This is a genomic window from Paenibacillus pinistramenti (assembly GCF_005869875.1).
Taxonomy (GTDB): domain Bacteria; phylum Bacillota; class Bacilli; order Paenibacillales; family Paenibacillaceae; genus Fontibacillus; species Fontibacillus pinistramenti.
The window spans coordinates 54,988-72,921 of the sequence record NZ_VAWG01000016.1 but is presented as its reverse complement, the minus strand read 5'-3'; the positions used below and the strand labels follow the sequence as shown (position 1 = coordinate 72,921).

General features: G+C 52.9%; 15 protein-coding genes and 1 pseudogene. 9 read left to right on the top strand and 7 right to left on the bottom strand.

Translation table 11 applies throughout. From position 1 onward, the window contains the following. Nucleotides 1-315 precede the first annotated feature (315 nt). Entirely contained in the window at nt 316-2,682 is a 2,367-nt protein-coding gene (locus FCN15_RS15875) for an Ig-like domain repeat protein (RefSeq protein WP_162515383.1), read from the top strand. A 98-nt stretch (nt 2,683-2,780) separates the two neighbouring features. On the opposite strand, the pseudogene FCN15_RS19720 reads toward FCN15_RS15875, so the two are convergent. Next, nucleotides 2,781-3,020, bottom strand: a pseudogene (locus tag FCN15_RS19720) (histidine phosphatase family protein); the annotation flags it as partial. A gap of 95 nt (nt 3,021-3,115) precedes the next feature. On the opposite strand from FCN15_RS19720, the gene FCN15_RS15865 reads away from it, so the two are divergent. The 8 genes from FCN15_RS15865 (at nt 3,116) to FCN15_RS15830 (ending at nt 11,814) form a co-directional block, all read left to right on the top strand. Then, entirely contained in the window at nt 3,116-4,225 is a 1,110-nt protein-coding gene (locus FCN15_RS15865; protein ID WP_138495972.1) for a DUF1795 domain-containing protein, read from the top strand. Between the two features lie 159 nt (nt 4,226-4,384). Continuing rightward, complete coding sequence (locus tag FCN15_RS15860) at nt 4,385-4,867, top strand: glutathione peroxidase (protein ID WP_138495971.1); 483 nt, start codon at nt 4,385-4,387, stop codon at nt 4,865-4,867. 127 nt (nt 4,868-4,994) lie between these two features. Beyond that, the gene (locus tag FCN15_RS15855; protein WP_138495970.1) at nt 4,995-6,740 is read left to right on the top strand and encodes an ABC transporter ATP-binding protein; all 1,746 of its coding nucleotides are present in this window, start codon (nt 4,995-4,997) and stop codon (nt 6,738-6,740) included. Then, nucleotides 6,733-8,550: an ABC transporter ATP-binding protein gene (locus FCN15_RS15850; RefSeq protein WP_138495969.1), complete on the top strand. Its 1,818-nt coding sequence runs from the start codon at nt 6,733-6,735 to the stop codon at nt 8,548-8,550. Before FCN15_RS15855 ends, FCN15_RS15850 begins: the two co-directional genes overlap by 8 nt. Nucleotides 8,551-8,641: 91 nt before the next feature. Further along, complete coding sequence (locus FCN15_RS15845; RefSeq protein WP_138495968.1) at nt 8,642-9,019, top strand: PilZ domain-containing protein; 378 nt, start codon at nt 8,642-8,644, stop codon at nt 9,017-9,019. 180 nt (nt 9,020-9,199) lie between these two features. Next, the gene (locus FCN15_RS15840) at nt 9,200-9,934 is read left to right on the top strand and encodes an ABC transporter ATP-binding protein (RefSeq protein ID WP_138495967.1); all 735 of its coding nucleotides are present in this window, start codon (nt 9,200-9,202) and stop codon (nt 9,932-9,934) included. Beyond that, entirely contained in the window at nt 9,931-11,076 is a 1,146-nt protein-coding gene (locus FCN15_RS15835) for an ABC transporter permease (RefSeq protein WP_138495966.1), read from the top strand. Before FCN15_RS15840 ends, FCN15_RS15835 begins: the two co-directional genes overlap by 4 nt. Before the next feature lie 48 nt (nt 11,077-11,124). Further along, nucleotides 11,125-11,814, top strand: coding sequence for a TetR/AcrR family transcriptional regulator (locus tag FCN15_RS15830; RefSeq protein WP_138495965.1), 690 nt, complete (start codon nt 11,125-11,127; stop codon nt 11,812-11,814). Nucleotides 11,815-11,950: 136 nt separating this feature from the next. Here the strand turns inward: FCN15_RS15830 and FCN15_RS15825 are convergent, their stop codons facing one another. The 6 genes from FCN15_RS15825 to FCN15_RS15800 form a co-directional block, all read right to left on the bottom strand. Next, nucleotides 11,951-12,703 carry an amino acid ABC transporter ATP-binding protein gene (locus FCN15_RS15825; protein WP_138495964.1) on the bottom strand — a complete coding sequence of 251 codons (753 nt, stop codon included), beginning with the start codon at nt 12,701-12,703 and terminating at the stop codon, nt 11,951-11,953. A gap of 12 nt (nt 12,704-12,715) precedes the next feature. After that, nucleotides 12,716-13,384: an amino acid ABC transporter permease gene (locus FCN15_RS15820; protein WP_138495963.1), complete on the bottom strand. Its 669-nt coding sequence runs from the start codon at nt 13,382-13,384 to the stop codon at nt 12,716-12,718. Nucleotides 13,385-13,412: 28 nt separating this feature from the next. Beyond that, entirely contained in the window at nt 13,413-14,279 is an 867-nt protein-coding gene (locus tag FCN15_RS15815; protein WP_138495962.1) for an amino acid ABC transporter substrate-binding protein, read from the bottom strand. Nucleotides 14,280-14,513: 234 nt separating this feature from the next. Beyond that, nucleotides 14,514-15,686, bottom strand: a complete 1,173-nt coding sequence (locus FCN15_RS15810) for an ABC transporter permease (protein WP_138495961.1) — start codon at nt 15,684-15,686, stop codon at nt 14,514-14,516. After that, complete coding sequence (locus tag FCN15_RS15805; protein ID WP_138495960.1) at nt 15,683-16,399, bottom strand: ABC transporter ATP-binding protein; 717 nt, start codon at nt 16,397-16,399, stop codon at nt 15,683-15,685. The genes FCN15_RS15810 and FCN15_RS15805 overlap by 4 nt, the downstream gene beginning before the upstream one ends. Further along, the gene (locus FCN15_RS15800) at nt 16,399-17,853 is read right to left on the bottom strand and encodes an efflux RND transporter periplasmic adaptor subunit (RefSeq protein WP_138495959.1); all 1,455 of its coding nucleotides are present in this window, start codon (nt 17,851-17,853) and stop codon (nt 16,399-16,401) included. The genes FCN15_RS15805 and FCN15_RS15800 overlap by 1 nt, the downstream gene beginning before the upstream one ends. Nucleotides 17,854-17,934: the final 81 nt, after the last annotated feature.

The window sequence follows — 17,934 nt, the reverse complement described above, 5'->3', positions numbered from 1 at the left end:
AGGAGAGCTTTTTTTGCGTCCCGCGGGATGAGAACCCCTGGGGGGGTCGTCGAAGTGAGGCCATCCGATTCACGGATGGCGGAACGAAGTCAGCCGCCTGGCGGCTGTACCCCGACTGGGACGTCGGTGTGCTCTCCGGTGGGAGAGCTTTTTTTGCGTCCTGCGGGATGAGAACCGCGGCTGTGTCAATAGTAGGTTTTTTCGATCAAAACATTAATTATTCGACACAGTTTGACGATATTATAAGTTGCTATATTCGGCCATATTTCTGCCTGCTCAGAATCGGCACAAATCATTAAGAGGGGAATGCAAGACATGTTATCAAAGCTTAAAAAGAAGGTCGGCGCTTTATTTTTAACTGCCCTGATGATTACTTCTACATCTGCAGCCAGCGCAAATGATGAAAGTACAGTTACAACAGACGGCAACGAGGCACTTTTCAGTACGGTCATTAGTATTGAAAGCACACGTAATGCAGCGTCGGAAGGGGAGCCTGTATCGTTCGTTGCCAGAGTATATTCTACTGAATCTTCCACAGCGCCGACTGGTACGGTAACCTTTAAGGATGGAGATACCGTATTAGGCAGCTCTGAGTTAGACGCATACGATGTCAACCCTAGAAGAACGGTTTTTTCTGTGAGAAATCTCAGTGCCGGAGAGCATCAGATTACAGCGGAGTACAGCGGGGACAGCCAATTCAGCGCTATCACTTCCAGTCCGGTCACACAAACAGTTTCTGCTGAAGCAATGGCTCCTGCAGGGAACCCGACTGTAACAACGGTTGAAAGTTACCTGAATCCTTCTCAATACGGGGACCCAGTGACTTTTTACATTAAAACAAGAACAAATCCGCAAATCTATAACGATATTGCCGGAACCGTCATTTTGATGGATGGTGACACAGAATTAGCGACAATTCCAATGTGGCCGCACGGCGAACAAAACGGTATTGCAACTGCAACCTTCACAACCAGTACTCTGAGTGTCGGGGATCATCCGATCACTGCTAAATATTATGGAGACACAAGATTCGATGTAGAGGACAGCACTTCCGCCCCAATAACACAAACTGTATTAGGAAGCAGCAGTAATCCAACACCATCAGACCCGGCAGACGAAAATACAGGATCTTCAGACGGTAATACGGCGTATGAGAATACGTCCATTTCCGTTCAAAGCACGCGCAACCCGGCTTCTGTCGGAGAGCCTGTAACGTTTATGGCGATGGTAAACAGAGAGTATACGGACGGAACGTATGATTATCCAACAGGCACTGTAACCTTTAAGGAGGGAGACACCGTATTAGGCACTGCTCCTTTGGGAACGGACCCCACTAAACCTGTTATGGCTCTTCTTACTGTAGAAAATCTTAGTGCCGGAGAGCATGAGATTACCGCTGAGTACGGCGGAGACAGTAAATTTATTGCCAGCACCTCGGAACCGATTACCCAAACGGTATCTGCCGAGGCGGTGCCTCCTACGACCCACCCAACTGTGACAACGGTTGTAAGTTACCTGAATCCTTCCCATTTCGGGAACTCTGTGACTATAGTCGTACAAACGATAACAGATCCGCTGCAAACCAAAAATATTTCCGGAACCGCAATCCTTATGGATGGTGATACGGTATTAGCTGTACTTGCAATGTCGCCGAACGGTGAAGCTAACGGTAAAGCTCTTGGATACTTTACAACAAGTGATTTGACTGTCGGAGATCATCCCCTTACAGCCAAATATTTGGGAGACACAAGATTCGGTATAGCGGACAGCACTTCGGAAGTGATGACTCAGGTTGTACTAGCGGGCAGCGGCAGCGAGGCACCATCCGAGCCATCGTCTCCTTCCGGGACGAATCAACATGAGCATGGAAGCTCTTCGGTTTCCACGCCGGTTGATCCTGACACAGAAGCTCCGGTAACTTCAGAAACACCAGAAACAACAGCACCGGAGCAGACAAACACGCCGGCTAATTCAGATGAGTACCAGAACCCTGATGATATTTTCAGAAGCCGGGTTGTAAATGCCGACAGCAATGTCATTGCCGGTGTAGAAGCCAGAACGGCTGATATCCTCAGCAAGGGAGATTCTTTGGTTGCCTTGAATTATGATGATGTGGCACAGCACTGGGCGATTCCTTCCATCGAAAAATTGACCAAGCTGGGCGTTATCAACGGGTACCCGGATGGCGGATTTGAGCCGGACGAGCAGATTACCCGCGCAGAATTCGCAGCGATGATCGACCGCGCTTTTGTGGATATGGCTTCTAGAAATCTGACCATTAATGAAGAAGACTTTGCAGATTTCAGCGATATTAACGGCCACTGGTCTACCGATGATCTCAAGAAGCTTGTAGAGGTTGGAGTCTTGAATGGATATGAAGACGGTACAATCCGGCCGGAGAAGACGATTACCCGTCAGGAAATGGCTCTTATTATTACTCGTGTGCTGAATGCGAGCATCCTGAACATTGATACCTCCAATGTACCGTTTACGGATTTGAATGGAGCTTTCGGTGCGGATGCTATCAAAAAGGCTGCTGCTCTCGGAATCTTTGACGGCAAGACGGAGCAGATGTTCGACCCGAACAGCGGGGCAACCCGGGCAGAAGCCATCGAAACGATCATTAAGACTTATAGTCTGAGCCCATCTATCAAAGCATCATTAAAGAGTTTGGGCGAATAATAATTTGTAATTTTATTGCCCGACACAACACAAGACCGCTGGAGGATTATCCCCCCGGCGGTCTTTGTTTATATTTTTGCCTGCGCGAAGCCTTTGAACTAGAGGTGATCCACGGCATTTTCAAGCGTCAGCATCCATTGCCCATTATCATTCTCTATTCTATGAATCCCTGTATTTAAAGCTGGAAAAGAGCGGCTTCTATTCGTCCATTCCAGCCCTTTCAGGATATGGTAAACGACATTGATAACCCAGCCGTGCGTCACTATAATCACATTTTCCTGATGATTTGCCGCGGATTGTTCTTCACATAAACCTCTGAACGTTTCTTCAATTCGTGAATAGAACTCTTGCTCTCAATCTCCTTCTATAGCATATGCCGGCTGAAAGCTTCATATATTTGTAGCAGCATTCTGAATTAGAGGGGGAAAACGATTTGAAACAGGCAGAATTTCGTTTGGCCAAACTGGCGGTGGCCGCTGCGGCAGGCACACTGCTGCTGACAGGCTGCGGAATGAAACGCGCTGCATCGGATGAAATCATGAACGAAAGCCGCTCCAAGACGGAGTCGCTTGCTTTTGCCAAAACTGCGTATTCCGGTTCCCAGGCAGGCATTAAAATTGAGGATGCATCAGGAAGTTTAAGCTTAACGCTCCCCCAAGGCTGGAAGAAGGACGACTCTCTCAATCGTTCCGCCGCTCTGGCTGTATCGGACAGGGCCAAAGAGAAATACTGCCTGGTTGTTCCGGTGTCATCCAATATTCTCAAAAATGCCACCGTAGACAGCCTCAAGAAGAAAATGCTCGCCGATACGAAGGTCGCCCTGCAGAACTACCATTTTGTCGGCTACGGCGAAACTACGATTGACGGGATTCCCGCGCAGACTGCGGAGTTTTACGGTACTGCAAGAAATGTGGACGTGCACTATCTGACGGCAGTGATGAAGAAGGGCAGCGCATTCTACCAGATCATCACCTGGTCTACCTCTGATTTGTTTGAGGGCTATAAGAAGGAGTTCGAGAATGTCATCCAATCCTTCAGAATCGTGAACAGCAGCACTCCGGAAGCGGCTATATCCGTCATGGGCTCGGCTCCCTCTGCGATTTCGCTCGTTACCAGCTCCGATCAGCAGTCGTCCATCACCATTCCCGAGGGCTGGACCAGAGACACAGCTCTTGCGGACAGCGCCGACATTCAGGCCTCCCGCCCTGCTTCGGAAGATTATCTGGTTGTGCTGCGGGAGGACCGCTCCGACTTCTCGAAAAATACGACCATCAACGATTATTCGAATCTGGTCAGCACAAACATGAAACAATCCATCCAAAACCCGCAGCAGGACAAGCCCCGCCAGATTACCGTCGGCGGTTTAAGCGCTCTGCAGTATGTAATCAGCGGTGAAGTCGGCAAAGTGAAGATCAGCTATCTGGTGACGCTCGTTGCTTCTGAGGATCATTTTACGCAGGTGTTGTTGTGGACAAGATCGGATATGTTTGCCGGGAAAAAGCAAAACTACCTCTACATCGTCAACACGTTCCGGGAAATGTAGCCGGGCCTTAAGCCGGGCCTGAATGCGGGTCTGAACGCGGGCCTTAATGGCGGCAGGGGTTTGGCATCCTTTTCCTCCAGCATGTAAAATAGGAGCAGGAACGGGCGTCAGCGCAAGCTCTCTCCCTCCCTCACAAACTTGAACCAAGGAGGAATCGGCATGTCCGAAATCTACGATATTGAAGTCAAAACCATCGACGGTGAGCGTTCCACCCTCCGTCCTTATGCCGGACAAGTCCTGCTTATTGTCAATACGGCGAGCGCCTGCGGCTTGACCCCGCAGTATAAAGGACTGCAGGCGTTATATGACGCCTACAAGGAGAAAGGCCTGGCGATTCTGGGCTTCCCGTGCAACCAGTTTGCCGGGCAGGAGCCGGGTACGGAAGATGAGATTAAACAGTTCTGCGAGCTGAACTTTAAGGTCAGCTTTCCGATGTTCGCCAAGGTTGAGGTTAACGGGGAGAACACCCATCCGCTGTACACCTACCTGAAGGAGCACACTCCGGCGGAGTATCAGAACGGCGACATTGAATGGAACTTCGCCAAATTTCTAGTCGACCGTTCCGGCCAGGTGGTGAAACGCTACAGCTCCAGAACCGAGCCTTCCGCCATTGAAAGCGATCTGGCTGAGCTGCTCGGTTAACCTATTGCAATTGCAAGAATAAAGCCGCGTCCTGCGTCTGCAGGCGCGGCTTTATGTTATATTTTATATAGATAAGTTCAGAGATATTCCGTCCAACACGATTCAGTCAGAAGGAGGCTCCGCCGCATTGAAAAGCTTTCGATTGCTCACCGATTACCTGAGAATCAACAAAAAACTTTACCTGCTCGCTGTCCTTCTCATTATCGCCTCTAATAGTATTCTTGCTCTCCTTCCCAAAGTTCTGGGGGAAGTAACCGACGGGCTGAAAGCAGGCAGTCTCGGCCAAAGCGGAATTAGGCGCTACAGCCTGATCCTGCTGGCGATCGCTGTCTTTTACGGCGCGTTCTTTGGTATCGGCCAGTTCACGATTATGAGGCTGGGCCGCCGTTTTGAGTTTCTGACCCGGGGCCGGATATTCACCCAGTTCTCCCGTCTGTCAGAGGATTTCTTCTCCAGGCAGGGAACGGGCAAGCTGCTCAGCTATGTGATGAACGATGTCACTTCCGTCAGAGAGGCGATTTCATTTGGCGTGACCCAGACGACCAATGCCGTCTTTATGGTGATCTCATGCGTCGTGATGATGCTGTTCTCCGGCATTCCGGTTACCTTGATGCTGGTGAGTGTATGCCCGCTCGCCGCGATTCCGTTTCTGGTTACTTATTTCGGCCCGCGCATCCGGCGCAGATCCATGTCCGTACAGGACAATCTCGCCTCCATGACCGAGTCAGCGGATGAGCAGCTCGGGGGCATCCGCGTAACCAAAACCTTTGCAATCGAACAGACCGCTCAGCAAAGATTCGGGGCTGCCGTCGAACAGGTCAAAGGAGCCCAGCTTCATCTGGTCCGCCTCTCCTCCCTCTTCCAGGCGCTGCTGCCCTTTCTCGGCGCTTTATCCCTTGTTGTATCGCTTCTGGTCGGCGGATACATGACCTTGCATGGAAAGATGACGCTTGGCAGCTTCGTCGCTTTGACCTTCTATCTGCGGATGCTGACAGGTCCCTTGCAGACGATCGGCAATGTCATCAATATGATGCAGCGCTCCGGCGCCTCGCTTGACCGGGTGAACCGGCTGCTGGCCGAGGTTCCTGCCGTTCGGGACCATGAGCATGCCCGGCCGCTGCGCAGCCTGGGCAGCATCGAAATCGGTCATCTGACCTTTGCCTATCCCGGATCAAGGGAGGCCTCGCTCAAGGACATCAGCTTCAGCATCCCTAAGGGCCGCACCGTCGGCCTGATCGGAAGAACCGGGAGCGGCAAGACCACACTCGCCAAGCTGCTGCTGCGCATCTACGAGCCGCCCGCAGGCTCGATCCGGGCCGGCGGTACCGATATTACGGAGGTTACGCTGGATTCCCTGCGGACCAAGATCGGATACGTGCCGCAGGACGGCTTTCTCTTCAGCACGGATATTGCCGACAACATCGCCTTCAGCGACCGTTCCGCAGGTATGGAGCAGGTGCAGGCCGCTGCGGGCCAGGCGCTGCTGCTGGAGAGCATCCAATCCTTCCCCGAAGGCTTTCAGACCCGGCTGGGGGAACGCGGCGTCACCCTGTCCGGCGGCCAGCGGCAGAGGGCCAGTCTGGCAAGGGGCCTGATGAAGCAGCCAGAGCTGCTGATTCTGGACGACAGCATGAGCGCTGTAGACGCCGTTACCGAAGCGGGCATTCTGGATAATCTGGTGAAGGAGCGCAAGGGCAAAACCACGCTCATTATCGCTCACCGCATCAGCAGCGTGCAGCATGCCGATGAGATCATTGTTCTGGATCAGGGGAGAATCGCGCAGCGGGGAACCCATGAGCAGCTTCTGCGCGACCCGGACGGACTGTACGCTTCGTTATACCGCATTCAACAGGAGGGATTGCAGCATGCCTGATTCAACAGCCCATGCTTTGAACGGAGACACGGCCAAACCGCAGACGGAGAAACAAGGATCGCTTGAAGCTTTCAAGGCGGTGTTTGCCTATGCCAAACCCCACAAGCTTGCTTTTACCGGCGTATTTATCTGCGCCCTGCTCGGGATATCCGCGGATCTGCTGCAGCCCTATCTGGTCAAGATCGCTATTGACGACCACTTGGCCGCTGGAAAAAAAGAATTCGGCATTATCGCCCTCATCGCCGGCGTTTATCTCGGCATCTCCATCGTCAGCTTTGTCTTCACCTACCTGCAGAACAACGTGCTGCAGTATGCCGGCCAAAGCATTGTGGCGAAGCTCCGCAACGATCTGTTCGGGCACATCTCGAGGTTGTCGATGTCTTATTTTGATAAAATCCACCGCGGCAGTCTGGTGACCAATGTGTCGAGCGATACAGAAACGATCAGCCAGTTCTTCACCCAAGTGCTCCTGAGCCTGATCCGCGACGGCATGACGCTTGTGCTGATCATCGTGTTTATGTTCAGGCTGGACGCTGCCTTGGCATGGTATTGCCTGATCGCCCTTCCGGTCATCGGGCTTGTCGCCTTTCTGTTCCGCAGGTATTTGCGGGAAGCTTACCAGACGACGCGGAGCCGGCTTTCGCGGCTGATCGGCTTTATTGCCGAGAATCTGTCCGGCATGGGGCTCATTCAGGCGTTCCGCCAGGAGCAGGAGCAGACCCGCCGCTTCATGGAGCATAACCAGAGCTATTGGGAAGGCAATATGCGCGAGGTCAGAGCCAACGTGCTCTTTAACCGGACGTTTGACTTTCTGGGCAACGCTGCGCTGGTTCTGGTCGTTTGGCTGGGAGGGATGGCCGTATTCCACAAGCAGATCGAGGTTGGTGTCCTGTATGCTTTTACAAGCTATATCCGCCAGTTCTTCACGCCGATCAACCAGATTACGATGCAGTGGAATACCTTCCAGTCGACCATGGTGTCGATGGACCGGATCTGGAATATCTTCAGCACCGAGCCTGCCGTCAAGGAGCCTGCGCCGGAGAAAGCCGTCAGCCTGCAGTTAGAGCGGGTCAAGGGAAAAATTGACTTTAACCATATTTCCTTCGGTTACACTTCTTCCCGGCCGGTTCTTCCGGACCTGGATCTGCATATTGCAGCAGGCGAAATGATCGGGGTCGTCGGCACAACAGGTGCCGGGAAGAGCACGCTGATCAGCCTTCTGAACCGTTTCTATGACGTTAATAAAGGCAGCGTCGAAATCGACGGAACCGACATCCGCCTCATTCCGCAGGCCCAGGTTCACCGCATGATCGGCCTTATTCAGCAGGAGCCGTATTTATTTTCCGGCAGCATCCTGGATAATGTCAGACTGTTTCAGGCGGATATTTCCCGGGAAAAAGCCGTCGAAGCCTGCCGCTTTGTCGGCGCCCACGACATGATTATGAGAATGCCTGAGGGCTATGACACGCCTCTCACCGAAAGAGGCAGCGGCCTTTCCGCCGGGGAGCGGCAGCTCATTTCTTTTGCAAGGATCATGGTGTTTGAACCAAAAATTCTCATCCTGGATGAAGCGACGGCCAATCTTGATTCACATACCGAACAGCTGGTTCAGGATGCGCTGCAGAACGTGTCGCAGGGACGGACAACTATTGTGATTGCCCACCGGCTGTCCACCATTATGCATGCTGACCGGATCATCGTAATGAAGAATGGACGCGTGGTCGAGCAGGGGAATCATGATGAACTTCTGGCAAAGCATGGCTATTACGAAGAGCTGTACAGCCACGCCAAACGGGCATCCGGACAGTAAATGCGCTCGAAATTTGTAAGATTTTGTTCCCTCATCGGCAGTTTGCCAGTATAATTGAGCCAATGACTCTTGTTGTCCGGAGGTTTGCATCATGATTACTCGTAGGAAAGAGCCCTTCCGTTATTCCATGGAAGAGCCGCTTGAATGTCAAATGGAGCTCACCGCCATTAACCAAATGGCTGTTGACGGTAAGCTGGCTACGATCGAACTGATCGATATCAGCAAAAACGGCTGCAAAATCCGTTCCCCGCTGAACCTGCACGCCTCCGAAAATACAATCGAATGCCGCATCCATTTACGCTTGAATGTTGAAGCATTTGTCTTTCCAGGCGAGGTCCGCTGGCAGCGGGATTGGGATGGGGTCAATCATTATTATGGCATTCAGCTGCTGCTGAATGATGTGGAGAAAGAGAAAATCAGCATCGAGCTGCGGAGTCTGGCAGCAGAGCGAAAGATAAAGGTTATGTAAAATTTGCCGTAACAGGCTGCTTTAAGGCCGGTGCTCCTGCACCGGCTTTTTTTGACTTGTAACAAGCGGGCGGACGCGGTGAACGGACTCAGGGTTTACATCCGGAGCTGGAAGGCTTACAATGATCGCATATAAAAGTGAGTAATCACTCATTTTACAAAAGTCAGGATGTGATTCTGTATGAACAGCTCTCTTTCCCCTGTACTGTCAGCGAGCCGGGTAAGCCGAAGCTTTGCAGGCAAAACGATCTTAAGCGATATTGACCTCGACATCCGTCCGGCCGAAATCTTTGGTCTGCTGGGACCCTCGGGCTCCGGAAAAACAACTCTTGTCAAAATGCTGGCCGGCATCGACGCGCCGACAACAGGCCAGATCAGGCTGCTCGGCACCCTTCTGCCTAAACGCTCCATGCTGCAGCAAATCGGCTACATGGCGCAGGCGGACGCTTTGTATAACGAGCTGACCGCCCGGGAGAACATGGAATTCTTCGCCGCGCTGTACGGCCTCCGGGGCAAGCGCCGCAGCGTCCGGATCGAGGAAACGGCCGGACTTGTAGGCTTAAGCGAGCATTTAAGCAAGAAAGCCTGGCAGTATTCGGGCGGCATGAAACGCCGGCTGTCGCTGGCGATCGCCCTGCTGCACGAGCCGCCGGTGCTACTGCTGGATGAACCTACGGTGGGGATCGACCCGGTGCTTCGCCGCTCCATCTGGGCCGAGCTGAGAAAGCTCACCGGGAAGGGAACCACGGTTGTCCTGACGACCCATGTCATGGACGAAGCGGATAAATGCGACCGGCTTGCCATGATTCGGGACGGCCGCATCTTAGCCGAGGGTTCCACTGCGGAGCTGCTCCGGCAAACGGATACGGATCAGATCGAAGATGCCTTTATCAAGCTGGGAGGTGCAGGACAATGAGAATCCGCGCAGTCATTCTCCGCACGCTGCGGCAGTTCAGACGCGACAAGCGGACGGTTGCTCTGATGTTCATCGCCCCCCTCCTTGTGCTGACCTTAATGAATTTGGTCTTTAACGGTTCGGCATATGTGCCGCGCATCGGCATAACGGAGGGAGCTGCAGACACTTTTGGCGAGGCGCTGACAACCCAGAATGCCAAAGTGATCCCTTACCCTTCAGACGAGCAGGCGGAACAGGCGCTCGAAGACAACAAGATTGACGCTGTAGTTTCGTTACAAGGCGGCAAACCTGCTGTGAAGCTGGAAGGCAGTGACCCGACCGCCAGCCGTGCGGTCATGTCTGTTATTCAAAACGCGGCGGCTTCCCTTCTGCCTGCAGCATCTCCATCTGCCGCAGCAAATGCAGACGGCAGTGCCAGCGCAAGCGGGAACGGCAATGGCAATGGTAATGTGTATAATGGGAATAGGAATGGGAATAGGAATGGGAATGGGAACCCTCTTGCCCAGCCGGAAATCTCCTACCTGCACGGTTCAGGGGATATGAGCACGATCGACCATATCGGGCCTGTGCTAATCGGATTCTTCATCTTCTTCTTTGTCTTTCTGATTGCGGGCGTCGCTTTCCTGCGGGAACGGACTTCGGGTACGCTGGAGAGGCTGCTGGCCTCCCCGATCCGGCGCTCGGAACTCGTGCTCGGCTACCTGGGCGGCTTCGGTCTGTTTACCCTGGCCCAGGCGCTGCTCATTACCTGGTACAGCATCAAAGTGCTGGGCATCGTCATGACAGGATCGTTTGGTTATGTGCTGCTGCTCACCCTGCTGCTGTCCATGACCGCCCTGACCTTGGGCATGCTGATGTCGGCATATGCCAGCAACGAGCTGCAGATGATTCAGTTCATCCCGATCATTATTGTGCCGCAGCTGTTCCTTTCGGGGCTGTTTAACCTGGATACGCTGCCGGACTGGCTGGCCGCCCTCCGGTTTATCATGCCTTTATATTTCGGGGCGCAGGCTATGACCGACGTGATGATCCGGGGACAGGGCTGGAGCGGGATTGCTGCAGATCTGTGGAGCCTTGCCGGCTATTGTGTACTCTTTACGCTGCTTAATATTGCTGCCCTGCGCAAGCACCGCAAAATTTAGCGACTTACAATACAATGATTTCTTTTCAGAAAGGAGAAGAGACTTTACATGGACCGCCAGCAGGATCGGGAAATTGAACAATGGCTTGAGGATTTGTCCGCGGCGGACGAGGACCGGCGAATGACGGCCAAACAGCTGCAGATCGTGCAGTCAGCGGTGGATATCTTCTCCGAAAAAGGCTATGCCGCCGCATCGACCAGCGAAATCGCCCAGCGGGCCGGCGTTGCCGAAGGTACGATATTCAGGCACTACAGAACCAAAAAAGAGCTGCTGCTCTCCATCGTGTCCCCGCTTATGAGCCGGCTTGTCGCGCCGTTTATTATCCGGAACTTTGATGCCGTGCTGAAGACGCAATATGAAACCTTTGAGGAATTTCTCCGCGCGGTGATCGAGAACAGGCTCAGCTTTGCGCACAGCCACATGAAGGTCATTAAGATCCTCATTCAGGAAATACCGTTTCAGCCGGATTTGAGAAAGGCTTTTCTGGAGCAGGTAGGGGCTCCCCTCGGAGTGCGCCTGCGGGAAATTATGCTGTATTATCAGGAAAAAGGCCAGCTCCGCCCGGATCTTGCGCCGGAAACCGCCATCCGTTTTATGGCTTCCTCTATACTGGGGCTCTTCGCGGAAAAATTTCTGCTCTTCCCCGGCAGGCCCTGGGATGAGCAGGCTGCAGCCGACGAGGTCGTCAGGCTGATCTTAAACGGCATGGGCGTGCCCTCCGGCAGCCCGAAGCAGTAACTTAAATCAGTGGGTAACTTAAATCAGAGGGTAACTTAAATCAGAGGATCATTTATAGCCGAAAAAGGCCGTTGGACCGGTTGAGCGCGTCATCCGTCCAACAGCCTTTTTTTAATTTTTCCAGGCAGGCCTGCCTCTAAATCTCCCGCTGGGTAAGGATATTCAGGAATGCCGCTGCGCGCGGATGATTCGGATGCTGCAGCACCTCAGCCGGGCTGCCCTGTTCGATAATCACGCCCTGATCGACCATGATGATCTGATCCGCCACATCCGCGGCAAATTTCATTTCATGGGTGACGACGACCATGGTCATGCCTTCCGAAGCGAGCCGCTTCATCACCTTGAGCACCTCGCCGACCAGCTCGGGGTCAAGAGCCGAGGTCGGCTCGTCGAACAGCAGCACCTCGGGATCCGCTGCCATCGCTCTGGCTATTCCCACCCGCTGCTGCTGGCCGCCCGAGAGCTGATGCGGATAGTTCCCGGCTTTGTCCGCTAATCCCACCTTGTCCAGCAGCTCAAGCGCCCGGCTTCGCGCCGCCTCTTTGCTCTTCTTCTGCACCGTCACCTGGGCTTCCATCACATTCTCAAGCGCCGTCATATGCGGGAACAGGTTGTACGACTGAAAGACCATACCAGTACGCTTGCGCAGCGCCAGCACTTCCCTGGTGCCCGGCCTGCGGCCTTTATCGAAATTCAGCGCTAATTCTCCGATCTTAAGCTGCCCTTCATCCGGCATTTCAAGCAGGTTAAAGCAGCGGAGCAGCGTGGATTTTCCCGAGCCGGACGGGCCGATGATAACAAGCACTTTGCCTTTGTCCAGCGACAGCTCAATACCCTTAAGCACTTCGAGATCTCCAAACGATTTATGCAGATTCCGAACCTCAATCATCCGGCATCCCTCCTATCGTGCCGAGAAACGGGCAAGCCGTCTCTCCAAGTAATGCTGCAGCGCGGACAGCACCGTACAGAACAACAGATAAATAAGAGCAACCTCTGAATAGAGCAGCAAAGGTTCGTAGGTTGTGGCCGTAATCTCCTGTGCTTTCCTGAACATCTCCACATAAGTAATGGAAGCTGCCAAAGAAGTATCCTTGACCAGGCTGATAAACGAGTTGGCCAGCGGTGGAACCGAGACCCGCGCAGCCTGAGGCATAATGATCCGGCGCAGCGCCTGCGTCCTCGTCATGCCGATGGAATCGGCCGCCTCCCACTGACCCGCAGGAATGGACTGGATTGCAGCCCTGACAATTTCGGAGCCGTAAGCGCCGACGCTGAGCGTAAATCCGATAATTGCCGCGATAAAAGGGTCCAGCGTAATCCCGACTGACGGAAGCCCGTAGAAGATGATAAACAGCTGCACCAGAAGCGGTGTCCCCCGGATGATCCATACATAGAAACCTGCGGCCGCCTTCAGCACGCTGATCTTTGACAGCCTCGCGAGTGCGGTCAGAATTGCCAGGACAAGTCCCAGCGCAAATGAAATCAGGGTCAGCGGAACCGTATAAGCCACCCCCGCTTTCAGCAGGGGCAGCAGCGAATCCATGAAAATCTGTATTTTCCGGTCATCCATAGGTCAAATCATCCCTTGTGCTTTGGCCTTATTTCGAAACATCCTCGCCAAAATATTTTTTGGAGATACTCAGGTAAGTACCGTCCTTCTGCATGTCGGCCAGCGCCTGATTCACAGCGTCTACCAGATCGCTTTCCCCTTTTCTGAACATGGCCGCGCTTTGCGAAGCGTTGGCCTCTTCATCCACCACTTTGAGCGCAATATCCGGCTTCTGCGTCTTCAGATCGAGATAGGACAATTTATCATTAATCGTCGCGTCGATCCGTTTCGAATTCAGCAGGTCAACGGCCTGGTTAAAGCCATCCACAGCTACAATTTCTGCCCCATTGTCCTTGGCGATTTGCGTAAGGTTGCTGGTCAGCGACTGGCCGGATTTCTTCCCCTTAAGGTCTGCAAAGGATTTGATGTCGTTATTGTCGCTCCGTACGATTAATACAGCCCTGGAGGCAATGTAAGGAGTTGAAAAATCATATTTGGCTTTGCGCTCATCGTTAATTGAGACTTCATTAAAAATCACGTCAAACCGCTTCGCATCCAGCCCTGCAACCATCCCGTCCCACTGGGTTTCCACGAATTCCGCTTTCACTCCGAGACGTTTGGCCACCTCATTCGCAATATCGACATCAAAGCCTGTGAGCGTGCCGCTTGTATCGTGAAAAGAGAAAGGAGCATAAGTTCCTTCTGTACCGATTTGAAGAGAGCCCTTCTGCTTCACTGCCGCCAAGGCGCCCTCTCCGCTGCTTCCGGTGCCCGCAGATGAGGAGGCCTCCGGGGAAGCACTGCCGGCACTCTCCGGATTCGCGCTTTCCGCAGCGTTATTAGAATTATTGCCGCACCCTGCCAGCATGAGAATAAATACGAGCAGAAATGCCAGGGATGAAATCCTGTTTTTCATTCAAGTCGTCTCCTTTCGGTCCTGTTGTCACGTATACTTTACCCAAAAAGTTCCCGTGCTATTTGATTTTTGGGCCGGCTGCACAGAAAGGGACAAAAAAAAGCCATCCCGTTCTGCGGGGTGGCAAGGCAAGTTTGTATAATAATAATGCTCGTCAATGTTTCTAAAAAAAAACAGAAGGCATTGGAGACCCCTCCAATGCCTTCTTAATGCCTTCTTAATCCTTCTAGCCGCTCAATCTGTTCTCAACGCGTAAATCGGACGGAGCTTCGCAGCTTTGTTGGCAGGAATAACACCAAACACGACACCGATAAACAACGAGAAACCAAAGGATATCAGTACAATATTCAGAGATACGGAGGTATCCATCGAAGTGTAATGGCCGACCAGCGCGCTGGCCCCATAACCGATTGCGACTCCGATCAATCCGCCCATACCGCTCAGCAGCGTAGATTCAATCATGAACTGAAGCAGAATATTCCGCTTCTTCGCCCCGATTGCCTTCCGGATCCCGATCTCTCTCGTTCTTTCACTTACCGACACGAGCATGATGTTCATGATACCGATGCCGCCTACAAACAGGGAAATACCGGCAATGCCGCCCAAAGCGATAGACAGTGTCTGCGTCGTGGAGTTGAGTGTATCGAGCGCATCCTGCGAGTTAAACACCGTGTAGGAATTATCGGCATTCTCAAATTTCTTGTCCAGCGTAGCTTCGATGAGCGATTTCACGCTCGCTACCTGATCCGGCGACTCGGTCTGAATCGTCATGGAACGAACGCCTTTACTCTGCATGACCCGTTCCGCCGTTTTGATCGGAATCAGGATCTTGTCGTTATTGGATGAGGTAAGGCTTGTGCCTTTGGATTCCAGCAGCCCGACAACCTTGAACGGCGAGCCGTTCAGCAGGATGGTCTGCCCGAGCGGATCATCCGTGCCGAACAGGTCGCTGGCCGTTTCCGTACCGATCAGCGCCACCTTCATCCGGTAGCCGTTGTCGATGTCGAGGATGTAGCGTCCGGATTGGACGTGGAAATCCTGGATATCCTCATAAGCCGGCGTGATGCCTTCAACGGAGACATCGGTATTCTCCGTGCCGTATTTAGCGGTCATGGAACCGCTGATGACCGGGGATACACTTTTTACCCCGTCCAGATCGGTCAAGGCTTCAGCTTCATCATAAGTCAAGTAGGTTGTATTCCCCCGCCCCATGATACTCACCGTTAGGAGATCCGTTCCCAATCCCTCCAGCTGGGAGGTAATTTGGGAGGTCGTCCCCTTGCCGACAGAAACCAGCGCAATAACGGAGGAAACCCCGATAATGATGCCCAGCATCGTCAGAAAGGATCTGATCTTGCTGCCGGAAATGCCTTTCCAGGCCATTTTAAAGCTTTGCAAAATCATCATGCCGGATTCCCCCGATCTTCGACGATTTTGCCGTCCTGAATCCGGATCACCCGCTTTGCCTGCTCAGCAATGGACAAGTCGTGCGTGATCAGGATGATGGTGTGTCCCTGCTCATTCAGTTCCTTCATTTTGTTCATAACCTCGACCCCTGTCTTGCTGTCGAGAGCTCCCGTCGGTTCGTCCGCCAGCAGCACCGGCGGATTGCCGGCAATTGCCCGGGCAATCGCTACCCGCTGCTGCTGACCGCCGGAAAGCTCCGACGGCCGGTGATGCATGCGTTCTTGGAGACCTACTTTTGCGAGGGATTCCTCGGCATTTTTCCGGCGCTCCCGGTGGGACATCCCGCGGTAAATGAGCGGCAGTTCCACATTTTCAACTGCGGAAAGCTTTGTAAGCAGGTTGAACTGCTGAAAGATAAAGCCGATTTTTTCGTTGCGGATCTTGGCGAGCTTATTATCAGACAGCTTCTTCACATCCTGGCCGTCCAGCAAATAAGTGCCCTCATTCGCAATATCAAGACAGCCAAGCATATTCATCAAAGTTGATTTGCCTGAGCCTGACGGCCCGATGATCGCTACAAATTCACCGTAATCAATTCTGAAATTAATATCATCAAGCACGGTCATGGTCTGGTCGGCCATGACATATCCGTGTCCCAGACCAATCACTTCGATAAGCGGATGATCTTTATTCTGAGCCGAAGTCTGGTTCATTAACGGCCACCTCCGCCGCTAAAGCTGCCTCCTCCAGGGGCGCCGCCTCCGCCGCTAAAGCTGCCTCCTCCAGTGAAGCCGCCCATGCCGCCAAAGCTGCCGTTCATATTCGCCTGAGTCTGCTCGCTGGAAGAAGTGGAAGAAGCTTTAACCGTAGGAACTACTACTTCATCACCTTCGTTCAGACCGCTGACGATTTCGATCGTGCTTTCGTCGTGGATGCCGACTTCTACTTCTTGCATTTGGCCTCTGTTCATTCCGCCGGAAGGGCTGCTGCCCGATGTTCCGCCGGCTGCATCTGAGGCTGTGCCTGAAGTTGTACCTGAAGCTGTACCTTTGGATCCGGTTTGAGTGCCGGACTGCTGCGAACCGCCAGCTGCCTGGTCTGTTCCGGTGCCTTGACCTGTTCCGGTGCCTTGACCTGCTGCACTTCCTGCAGAGCTTCCGTCTGGAGCTGCAGAGCCTTGAGGGAAGCCTCCCTCACTGCTGCCGTTCTCCCCGCTGCCCGAAGCAGCTGAAGCAGAGCTTGATGGCAGCATGACCATGTACTTATCTCCTCTTTGCTGAACCGCTTCAATTGGAAGCGTCAGAATATCCTTTTTCTCCTGGATGATAATAGAGGATTCAGCTGACATGCCTACACGCGCGTCACCCGGGTCTTTCAGTACAATGGTTACGTCAAACAAGGAAACCCCGTTAGTGGATGTGCCCTCGTCCGCAATATCTGTAACTTCGCCTTCAAAGGTTGTATCAGGCAGCGCGTCCAGCGTAATATTGGCTGTCATCCCTATTTTAACCTGCGGAACATCCAGCTCATCCACGCTTACCGTAACGCTCAGTTTCTGATAGTCCGTAATGACGAACAGCTCCGTACCGTCCTGGGCCTGTTCACCATCCGTAATATTTACCGCCGTGATGGTGCCGTCAATTGGAGCCAACAGCGGATCCGGTGCGGCAGCATCCTCGATGACTTCAGCCAGATTATCTTCCGCTGTGCTGATATCCACTTCCTGCTGCTCGATCGCCTTCTTCGCTGCGGCAATTTCATCATCCGTAGCTCCGGCTTGAATCTTCTCTTTATACTGCTCCTGCAGATCTTCCAGGTCGGATTTCTGCAGTTCAATGGAGGATTTAGCCTGCTTCACTTGATCCTCTACATCATCAGCCTGATAAGTCATCAGCTGCTGGCCTTTTTTCACAACATCGCCAACCTCAACCAGCACTTTGTCCACTTTGCCTTCATCTTTAGGTCTTACACTTTCATTATCTGTAGCCACAACCGAGCCGGAGCCGGACACGCTGACAGTAATATCCCCTTTCTTGACGGTTGTCGTGCTCTGCGCAGCAGCCTGTACCTGTTCTTTCTTTCCTGGATAAAACTGCAAAAACACAAAAACGGCGCATGCAAGCACCACAACTATAACCCCGGTCCAAATCCATCTCTTCTTCTTCATCGGCGCCCCTCATCTCTCCCTAAACAGAAAATATGTATGTTGTTCTTTCATTTTAAAGTGCGGAAATTAAGGGTTCCTGAA